This is a genomic window from Arthrobacter sp. Y3223164, from assembly GCF_059091005.1.
Genome location: NZ_JBNHGF010000087.1, coordinates 1 through 9,255, shown reverse-complemented (window position 1 = coordinate 9,255; position 9,255 = coordinate 1). Strand labels below are relative to the sequence as shown.

8 protein-coding genes are annotated in these 9,255 nt (G+C 67.0%); 3 read left to right on the top strand and 5 right to left on the bottom strand.

Annotated features, from left to right (window positions below; translation table 11 throughout):
- The coding region (locus tag AC5RUJ_RS06860) for a DUF1949 domain-containing protein (protein ID WP_494155701.1) at positions 1 to 240 on the top strand (240 nt) is incomplete at its 5' end.
- Complete coding sequence (locus AC5RUJ_RS06855) at positions 233 to 1,366, top strand: class I SAM-dependent methyltransferase (protein WP_494127908.1); 1,134 nt, start codon at positions 233 to 235, stop codon at positions 1,364 to 1,366. The genes AC5RUJ_RS06860 and AC5RUJ_RS06855, both read left to right, overlap by 8 nt.
- 56 nt (positions 1,367 to 1,422) lie before the next feature.
- On the opposite strand, the gene AC5RUJ_RS06850 is transcribed toward AC5RUJ_RS06855, so the two are convergent.
- The 4 genes from AC5RUJ_RS06850 to polA form a co-directional block, all read right to left on the bottom strand.
- Positions 1,423 to 1,731 carry a PRC-barrel domain-containing protein gene (locus AC5RUJ_RS06850; RefSeq protein ID WP_493999613.1) on the bottom strand — a complete coding sequence of 103 codons (309 nt, stop codon included), beginning with the start codon at positions 1,729 to 1,731 and terminating at the stop codon, positions 1,423 to 1,425.
- A 232-nt stretch (positions 1,732 to 1,963) separates the two neighbouring features.
- Entirely contained in the window at positions 1,964 to 3,436 is a 1,473-nt protein-coding gene (rpsA, locus tag AC5RUJ_RS06845; protein ID WP_493980210.1) for a 30S ribosomal protein S1, read from the bottom strand.
- Positions 3,437 to 3,723: 287 nt separating this feature from the next.
- Positions 3,724 to 5,034 (bottom strand): GNAT family N-acetyltransferase, encoded by a 1,311-nt coding sequence (locus tag AC5RUJ_RS06840; protein WP_494127909.1) that lies wholly within the window; start codon positions 5,032 to 5,034, stop codon positions 3,724 to 3,726.
- Between the two features lie 108 nt (positions 5,035 to 5,142).
- A complete protein-coding gene (polA, locus tag AC5RUJ_RS06835; RefSeq protein WP_494127910.1) occupies positions 5,143 to 7,917 on the bottom strand; it encodes a DNA polymerase I in 2,775 nt (924 codons plus the stop codon).
- On the opposite strand from polA, the gene AC5RUJ_RS06830 reads away from it, so the two are divergent.
- Positions 7,916 to 8,425: a hotdog fold thioesterase gene (locus AC5RUJ_RS06830; RefSeq protein WP_494076016.1), complete on the top strand. Its 510-nt coding sequence runs from the start codon at positions 7,916 to 7,918 to the stop codon at positions 8,423 to 8,425. The two genes, polA and AC5RUJ_RS06830, sit on opposite strands and share 2 nt — an antisense overlap.
- Before the next feature lie 117 nt (positions 8,426 to 8,542).
- Here the strand turns inward: AC5RUJ_RS06830 and AC5RUJ_RS06825 are convergent.
- The coding region (locus tag AC5RUJ_RS06825) for an HNH endonuclease (protein ID WP_494155700.1) at positions 8,543 to 9,255 on the bottom strand (713 nt) is incomplete at its 5' end.

The window sequence follows — 9,255 nt, the reverse complement described above, 5'->3', positions numbered from 1 at the left end:
CGAATGCGCCTGTTCGCGGTGCAGGCGGCGCATGCCCACGCCGGGCGTTTGGAAAATGACCTGCGCGCGGCGGGCACCGGGGTGCTTGGCAGCGAGTACGGTGCGGACGGGGTCCGGATCAGCCTGGCGATCGACGACGAGCCCGCGGTCATTTCCCGGTTCGAGGAGCAGCTTGCCGCGCTGACCTCGGGTGGTCCGGGCGCGGAGCCGCTGGGCACGAAATGGGTGGACCTTGACTGAGCAGCCCGCGTTCGATTTTTCCGACCTCCGGCGCTGGCCGGATGTGGAGGCTGACAACCTCTTCGCCTACGACGCGGCGGACAGGTTGCTCCTGGACACCGCCGCGCCCCTGTTGGACGGCGTGGACGGCAGCCGGATCACGGTCGTCAACGACCACTACGGGGCGCTGACGCTGGCCCTCGCGGCAGCCGGCAAGCAGGGCATGCGCGTGATTCAGGACCCGCTCAGCTCCGAGCGGGCCCTGGCCAACAACGCCGCGCGGATGGGACTGGCAGGCTACCGGAATTTCCTGCTGGAACCGGCGGCGTTCGACGACGCACGGCTCGTGCTGCTGCAGTTGCCCCGCGCGCTGGATGCGCTGGAGGAGATCGCCGGCTGTATCGCGGCGGCCGTCTCGCCGGGCGTCACCGTACTGGCGGGCGGGCGCGTCAAGCACATGACCACCGCGATGAATTCCGTGCTCGGTGCCTCCTTCTCTTCCGTGACCGCGGGGCTGGCGCGGCACAAGGCACGCGTGCTCACGGCCACGGGTCCGCTGCCGGCGACGGGCGGGCGCTTTCCCCTGGCGGAAGAGCATGACGTCGGGCTGCCGGTTCCGTTGCGACTGCTTGCCTTCGGCGGCACCTTCGGCGGGCCCAAGCTGGATCCCGGGACACGGTTCCTGCTGCCCTTGTTGGCGGGCGCCCGGCAGGCGGAGCGCGCCGTCGACCTCGGTTGCGGCAACGGATCCATCGCGGCCTATCTGGCCCTCTCACGCCCGGGCATGCGGGTACTGGCCACCGACCAGTCGGCCTCCGCCGTCGCGTCGGCACGTGCAACGGCGGAAGCAAACGCCGTGGCGGACCGCGTGCAGGTTTGCCGGGACGATGCGCTGTCCACACTACCGGCGGCCTCTGAGCAGCTGGTGGTGCTCAACCCGCCGTTCCACATTGGCAACGCCGTGCACGCGGGCATCGCGCTGAAGCTCTTCGCCGACGCCGGGCGGGTGCTGGGGCCGGCCGGGGAACTCTGGACTGTCTGGAACAGCCACCTGGCCTACAAGCCGGCGCTGAACCGGCTCGTGGGTCCCACCCGGCAGGTGGCGAGGAACTCCAAGTTCACGGTCACCGTCAGCACACGGCGCTGAGGAGCGGCTCCCGCGTGCCGGGTGTCCCCTGCTGTGCCGCGGTTCCCGGGGCAGCCCTAGGTGCCGTAGTACCTGCGTAATTCGGCCTCTTCCTCCGGGGTGAGGCTGTCGGACGCGTCCGGCGAGGGCGAGTCCTTGATGGTGTCATGGCTGTAGGCGACATACACGTCGCGCGACTCGATGCGGGCTCCGGCGACCGGCACGAACTTTTCGCGGGTGTCGGCCAGGCCCAGGCCAACCGTGAGCCAGGTGATGGTTCCGGTCGCCGGATCCTGGTGGACCTGCCCCACTACGCCCAGTTTTTGCTGCTCGCTGTCCCACACTGTGGATCGCTGCAAGGCGTGAATGTCGACTTTTTCTGCCATGTTTTCTCCATTCCGGCCAACGGCCTGCGTGGGTGTGCGTACGTTCCTCACCCTAAATCCCACGCCTGGACCGGGCAAGGACCGCAGCAACCCCCGGGCGGGCACCGGCCGCGCAGCGACGGTCTTCCGGCGCTTAGGGAAAGGCGCCGGAGACGGCGGAACCCCCGCGCCCTGGGGGCGCGGGGGTTCCTCAGTCAGCGATGCCCGGTTGCCCCGGCGTCGAGAACCGTTGTTACTGGCCGGTCAGCTTCTCACGCAGTGCAGCCAGGGCTTCGTCGGAAGCCAGGGTGCCGCCGCTGGAGGCCGGAGCCGCCGGGGCGTCGGAGGAGTAGCTGGTCGGTGCGGCCTCGGACTCGCTCGGAGCCTCGGCTTCCTCTGCCATGGAGGCAGCAACCTGCTTCTTGTGGGCTTCCCAGCGCGCCTGGGCGTCGGCGTACTGCTGCTCCCACGCGGCGCGCTGCGCCTCGTAGCCTTCGAGCCACTCGTTGGTCTCCGGGTCGAAGCCCTCCGGGTACTTGTAGTTGCCCTGCTCGTCGTACTCGGCAGCCATGCCGTACAGGGCCGGGTCGAACTCGGAGCCCTCCGGGTCGACGCCCTCGTTGGCCTGCTTCAGGGACAGCGAGATGCGGCGGCGCTCCAGGTCGATGTCGATGACCTTGACGAAGACCTCGTCGTTGACGGAGACAACCTGCTCGGCCAGCTCCACGTGGCGCACGGCCAGCTCGGAGATGTGGACCAGGCCCTCGATGCCGTCTTCGACGCGGACGAACGCACCGAACGGAACCAGCTTGGTGACCTTGCCCGGGACGATCTGGCCCAGGGCATGGGTGCGGGCGAAGGTCTGCCACGGGTCTTCCTGGGTGGCCTTCAGGGACAGGGACACGCGCTCGCGGTCCAGGTCCACCTCGAGCACCTCGACGGTGACTTCCTGGCCAACCTCGACGACCTCGGACGGGTGGTCGATGTGCTTCCAGGACAGCTCGGAGACGTGCACCAGGCCGTCGACGCCGCCCAGGTCCACGAAGGCACCGAAGTTGACGATCGAGGAGACGACGCCCGGACGGACCTGGCCCTTCTCGAGCTTGTTGAGGAAGGTGGAGCGGACCTCGGACTGGGTCTGCTCGAGCCATGCACGGCGGGACAGCACAACGTTGTTGCGGTTCTTGTCCAGCTCGATGATCTTCGCTTCGATCTGCTGGCCGATGTACGGAGCCAGGTCGCGCACGCGGCGCATCTCGACGAGGGACGCGGGCAGGAAGCCGCGCAGGCCGATGTCGAGGATCAGGCCACCCTTAACAACCTCGATGACGGTGCCGGTAACAACGCCGTCCTCTTCCTTGACCTTCTCGATGTCGCCCCAGGCGCGCTCGTACTGAGCACGCTTCTTGGACAGGATCAGGCGGCCTTCCTTGTCTTCCTTGGTCAGCACCAGGGCTTCAACCTCGTCGCCGACGGAGACAACTTCGCCCGGGTCGACGTCGTGCTTGATGGAAAGCTCGCGGGAGGGGATGACACCTTCGGTCTTGTAACCGATGTCGAGCAGGACTTCGTCGCGGTCAACCTTGACGACAGTGCCTTCGACCAGATCGCCATCATTGAAGTACTTGATGGTCGCGTCGACGGCTGCGAGGAAGTCTTCAGCGGTACCGATGTCGTTGATGGCGACCTGCGGGGTACCGGGCTTCTCGGTGGAGGTGATGGTCATGTAGTAGGGGCTCCGATGTGGATAGTTTTCTGAGTTCCGCTGCTGCCCTGCTTCCCGGCGCGCAGCAGCATTGAACCGCTGCAGCGCAAGGGATGCATTGCCGTTTACGGAAACGGACTGATGTGTTTTGGTGAAGCTCATGGAGCCTGCCCTTCACTGAAGGGCTCTCCATACGCATTACGCGCCCAATAAGTCTAACTGGTCGCGCCAATCCCGGCAAAGCGACCCGCCTGCTCGACGGGGCAGGGTCACACCGAAACGGCGTCCGGCGGCCCCCTTCGGAAGGATCAAAAATGCGTGATGCAATACGGAGGGGTGTCCGTTGCGAACAGCCGGTCCATCCTGGACACTGCCTCCGCTGACGTACCGGAGAAGTGGCCGCCCGCCGCCAGGGTCCGCGCCCGGACTCCGCCCAGATAGAGCGAGCCCAGGGAATCCACGGGCACTGTGGCGTCGACGTCCGCGTCCTCCGGCAGCACGTCGACCACTCCCCGGCCGTCCGTGACGGTCAGCCGGTAGGCGCCGCCGCAGATGTCCAGCGGATCGGTGATCCGCAGGGTGCACGAGCCGTCGTGCAGGTACGGCCTGGCTTGGAGGGCCGCTACCGGGTCCAGCACGCGCAGCCACAACACATCTTCGACCGCCGCCACCTCGTAGCCGCGGCTGTCCGCCAGTCCCCACGCCAGCGGATCTTCCACCGGCCCTAGCGGGAACTTGATCCGTTCCACCAGGTCCAGCGACCCGAGGTAACGCCACAACTCCACGTACGCATCCTGTCCGGCGGCAACCAGGTCAGCCACTTTCACGGTGTAGGGCTTGCTGTCCCAGCCGGCAAAGCGGTAGCTGACATAGCCGTCCGGCCGGCCGTCGCCGTCGTAATGGACGGCCGCCCGCAGCGACTTGTCTTCCGACGCCTTGTCCTCGCTCCAGCGGCCGGAGACACGGAAGGCGTAACTGGCCTGGCGTCCGACCGAGCCAGGGGTTCGGGCGTGGAACCCGTTGAATATTTCCGGCGCCAGGTCCTGGAGCGAAGCCGGGTCGGCCAACTCCATCGTCCCCGTCGCCGCGGCGCGCAGCCCGAACCGTTCGCGGGCATCGATTTCCACTTCGCGGATGAACGTCGCCGCGCCAAACCCGAAGCGTCCGTAGATGGTGGCCTCGGAAGCGGTGAGCGCCGCCATCGCGAGTCCCCGGCCGGCCGCCTGCTTCAGGTCGTCGGTGATCATCCGTCGCAGCAGGCCGCGGCGCCGATGCGTCGCCCTGACCGTCACCGCGGTGATCAGGTGGGTGTCCAGCAGCTGCCCGCCGCCCACGTTCAGGGTGTTGACCATGGTGGCGTAAGTAGCGACAGGTACTTGGGGGTCCCACACGCCAGGGCGCTGCGTGTCGTCGTAGGCACCCCACAGGATTCGCTGGTCCATCCCGTAGACCCGGGCGTAGGCGGCGATGTCGGAGGCATCGGGCTTGCCGTCGTGGAACCCGAACCTGACCGCTTCGAACCAGCCGAGGGTCCTGGCGTCGGGCCGGTCGCCGTCGAGCCCGGCGGCAAACCGGTTGATGCGGATGTTTTGGCGGGTTTCCTGGGTGCGCGTGGTCACGATCTACGAGCCTAGCGGCACCTCCCCCGGTCCACCAGAGGGAGCCGCAGCCATCGCACAGAACCGTCACCGCCTCCGCGTGCCGGGGACACTGGAGGCTGGACGTGTCTAGTGTCCGGCTTCCTGCCAGTTGGCGCCGACGCCGACGGACACGTCCAACGGCACGGTCAGTTCCGCGGCGCCGCCCATTTGGGCGCGCACCAACTTCTCCACCTGTTCCCGCTCCCCCGCCGCTACTTCGAGCACGAGTTCGTCGTGGACCTGCAGCAGCATCCGGGACTTCAGTCCCTGGTGGCGCAGCTCCTCCGAGACGCCGAGCATGGCCTTCTTGATGATGTCCGCCGCCGATCCCTGGATGGGCGCGTTGAGCGCGGCCCGCTCCGACATCTCGCGCAGCTGGCGGTTGTCGCTGGCCAGGTCCGGCAGGTAACGGCGGCGGCCTTCGATCGTAGAGGTGAACCCGTCCACCCTGGCCTTGTCCACCACTCCGCGCAGATAATCGCGGACGGCGCCGAACCGCGAGAAGTATTCCTTCATCAGCGTCCGCGCCTCGTCCACGGAGATGTTCAGCTGCTTGGACAGCCCGAAGGAACTCAGCCCGTACACCAGGCCGTAGGACATGGCCTTGACCTTGGCGCGCATCTCGCTGGTGACGTCCTCGGGCGCGACCCCGAAGATGTGCGCGCCGACAAACCGGTGCAGGTCCTCGCCCGAGCGGAATGCCTCGATCAGGCCTTCGTCTCCGGACAGGTGGGCCATGATGCGCATTTCGATCTGCGAGTAGTCGGCGGTCAGCAGCAGCTCGTAGCCCTCGCCGACAACGAACGCTTCGCGGATGCGCCGGCCGGCCTCCGACCGGACCGGGATGTTCTGCAGGTTCGGGTTGATGGAGGACAGCCTGCCGGTGGCTGCCACCGTTTGCGCGTAGGTGGTGTGGATCCGCCCATCGTCCGCCACGGTCTTGCGGAGGCCTTCCACCGTCTGCCGCAGCTTTGAAGCATCGCGATAGGCGAGCAACTGGACCAGGAATTCGTTGCCCGTCTTGGCGAACAGGTCGTTGAGCGCATCGGCGTCGGTCGAATAACCGGTCTTGATCTTCTTGGTCTTCGGCAGCCCCAGCTCCTCGAACAGCACCGTCTGCAACTGCTTGGGCGAGCCGAGGTTGATTTCCTTGCCGATGATGCCGAAAGCCGCCGAGCTGGCTGCGTCGATGGTCACGGTGAAGTCGTCCACCAGCCGGTCCAGCGCGCCGGCGTCCACGGCAATGCCGTCCAATTCCATCCGCGCCAATACCAGCGACAGGGGCAGGTCAAGCCCGCCCAGCAGCTGGTTGGCGCCGCGGTCCACCAGTTGTCCGGCGAAGTGTTCGCTCAGCTGCAGCGCGGCGAATGCCTGCACGACGGCCGGTCCGGCCTTGTCATCCTCGGACAGGCCGAGCTCCAACTGCCCGTTCGCCGCGGCTTCGGGGGCCGCCACGGACATCTTCAGGTGGTACTGGGCCAGGTCCGCCAGTTCGTAGCTGCGCCGGTCCGGCTGGATGAGATAGGCCGAAATCGCGGTGTCATCGACGACGCCCAGCAGCTCGAACCCGCGCCGCGAGAGAACTTTGTAGGCGTACTTGAAGTCGTGGACGACCTTCGGCGCGTCAAGGTCGGACAGCCAGTGAGCCAGCAACTGCTCGGCGTCGGCGTCCAACGAAGTCAGCGGCACGTAGGCGGCCTGGGCGTGGGCCACCAGGGCCAGCCCGACGGCGTCGTCCCCGCCTTCCGCGGTTTCGGCCACCAACTGCAGGGCAACGTTGTGCTGGTTGGTCTCCTCCAGCCATTCCTTCAGGGCGGCCGCATCGGTGACCACCGTGTGGGCGGGGGCATTGACCTCCGTCTCGCGGACGGCGTCCTCCTCGCCGAAAAGGTCGAAGAGCCGCTTGCGCAGGGTGTTGAACTGGAGCGCATCGAAGAGTTCCTCGATGGCGGTCCGGTCGGGGTGCTGCAGCACCATGTGCTCCAGCTTCACGGGCAGGTCCAGATCCCGGAGCAGGTGGTTCAGCCGGCGGTTGCGCTTGACCGAATCGACATTGGCCCGGAGCGCCTCGCCGACCTTGCCGCCGATCGAATCCAGGTTCTCCAGAATGCCTTCGACGCCGCCGTAGAGGTTGATCCACTTCGCCGCGGTCTTGGGGCCCACGCCGGGGACGCCGGGAAGGTTGTCGGCGGTCTCACCGACGAGCGCCGCGAGATCGGCATACCGCTCCGGCCGGACGAAGTACTTGGCTTCCACCGCGTCGGCGTCCATCGGCGGGATGTCGCTGATGCCCTTCTTCGGGTACAGCACGGTGACTTTGTCCGTGATGAGCTGGAACGCGTCCCGGTCCCCGGACACCACCAGAACCTCCCAGCCGGACTTCTCCGCCCGCTCACTCAGGGTGGCGATGACGTCGTCGGCCTCGTATCCGTCCAGGGTGACGGTGGGGATCTGCATCGCCTCCATCACCTTGACGATCAGGTCCACCTGGCCGTGGAATTCCTCGGGGGTTTTGTTACGGCCGCCCTTGTACTCGGAATACTCCTCGGTTCGGAAGGTGGGAGTGTCCAGGTCAAAAGCCACGGCGATGTGGGTCGGTTCGCGCTGCTCGATCATCTTGATCAGCATGGAGGTGAAACCGTAGACGGCATTCGTGTGCTGGCCGGTATCCGTGGAGAAGTTTTCCACCGGCAGGGCGTAGAACGCGCGGAACGCCATCGAGTGGCCATCGATCAGCAGCAGGCGCTTTGGCCCCGACGCTTCGCTCTCCAGGCCGGAAACGGGGGCTCCCTCTGCCTCTACTGTCGCGGTCGCTGCGTCCGGTTTGTTAGTTTCACTCACACCTGCCAGCCTAGTTCCCATGAGCGACAAATTCACACCCGGCGACAGTGCTGCGGGACACTCGCAGGGCGCGCTTCCGGCCACGGCCGCGGCCACGATTGCCGAACTGGTCGACGCCGGTGTCCCGGAACACTTGCACCGGTGGCTGATACACACCGGGGTGGGATCGCTCGTGGTGAAGATGGGCATCGTTTTCAGCGAGATGACCCCGCAGCGCATGGTGGCAACCATGCCGGTGGAAGGAAATACTCAAGTGGCGGGCATCCTGCATGGCGGCGCACACGTGGTGCTGGCTGAAACGCTGGGGTCCTTCGCGGCGACTCTGCACGCGGGAGCCGGCCGCCACGCCGTCGGCATCGAAGTCGGCGCCAGCCATCACCGCTCCGTCTCTTCGGGCCTGGTCACCGGCACTGCGACGGCCATCCAGCTGGGGCGTTCGCTGACCGTGCACGAAGTCGTGATGACCGATGAGGACGGGCGGCGCCTCTCCACGGCGCGGATCACCAACCTGATCCGCGACAACGCGTAGGCACTCTTCGAAACCCTGGCCCGCAAGCCCGGAGGCCAGATCGGCGCACTGCTGGGATCGGCGTCAGCGCCACTCCCCCTTGCGCTGGTCAGCGCCACTCCCTCTTGTGCTGGCAATTTAGGCGGCCGACGGGGCGAGCTTGTCCCTCGGAATTTTCACTACTGCCCAACCGCCCGCAGTGCAGGCGCTCCGCCGGGCACCGTCGTCGGCGTCGTCATCGCTGTTCGCCGCGGCAGCGGCCAACGCGCCGTGAATCATTTCTGCGCTCGATGCCAAGGATGGCTGGGCGGTCCCTGCGGCCGACATCACTGTGCCCGGCGGCACCGTCTCGGTTCTGGCCTTATCGGTCTCTGACGCTCCGGTTGGCGGGGTGCCTGGTAGTGGTGGCGGGGTGGAGGTGTAGGTGTGTCCGGTGGGGGTGGTGGTTTCCACCGTGTGGTGCGGTCCGTCGAGGGGGCGGCTGGACCAGCCTTCGGCTTCCTTTGACTGGTTGCATTGTTCACACAGTCCCTGGCCGTTGGCCATGGTCGTTTCACCGCCTTGCGTCCAGGGCACGATGTGGTCGATGTGCCGGATCGGGGCGTCGCACCAGGGCCTTGCGCAGACCGCGTGGCGGGCGTGGATCATCCGGCGCATCCCGTCCGGGAATCTTCGTGCGGCCGAGTCCATCCCCAGCAGCTGCCCGGTCCCCGGCGCGGTGTAGAGGCGGCGGACCCAGACGTCCTCCACGGTGGCCTGTTTCAATACCTTGGTGCGTTGGGCCTGCTCGCGGGCGGTCTTCCACCCCGGCTCGGTCCCGGCCGGCGGCGCCTGCTGCCCGGCCCCGCCCG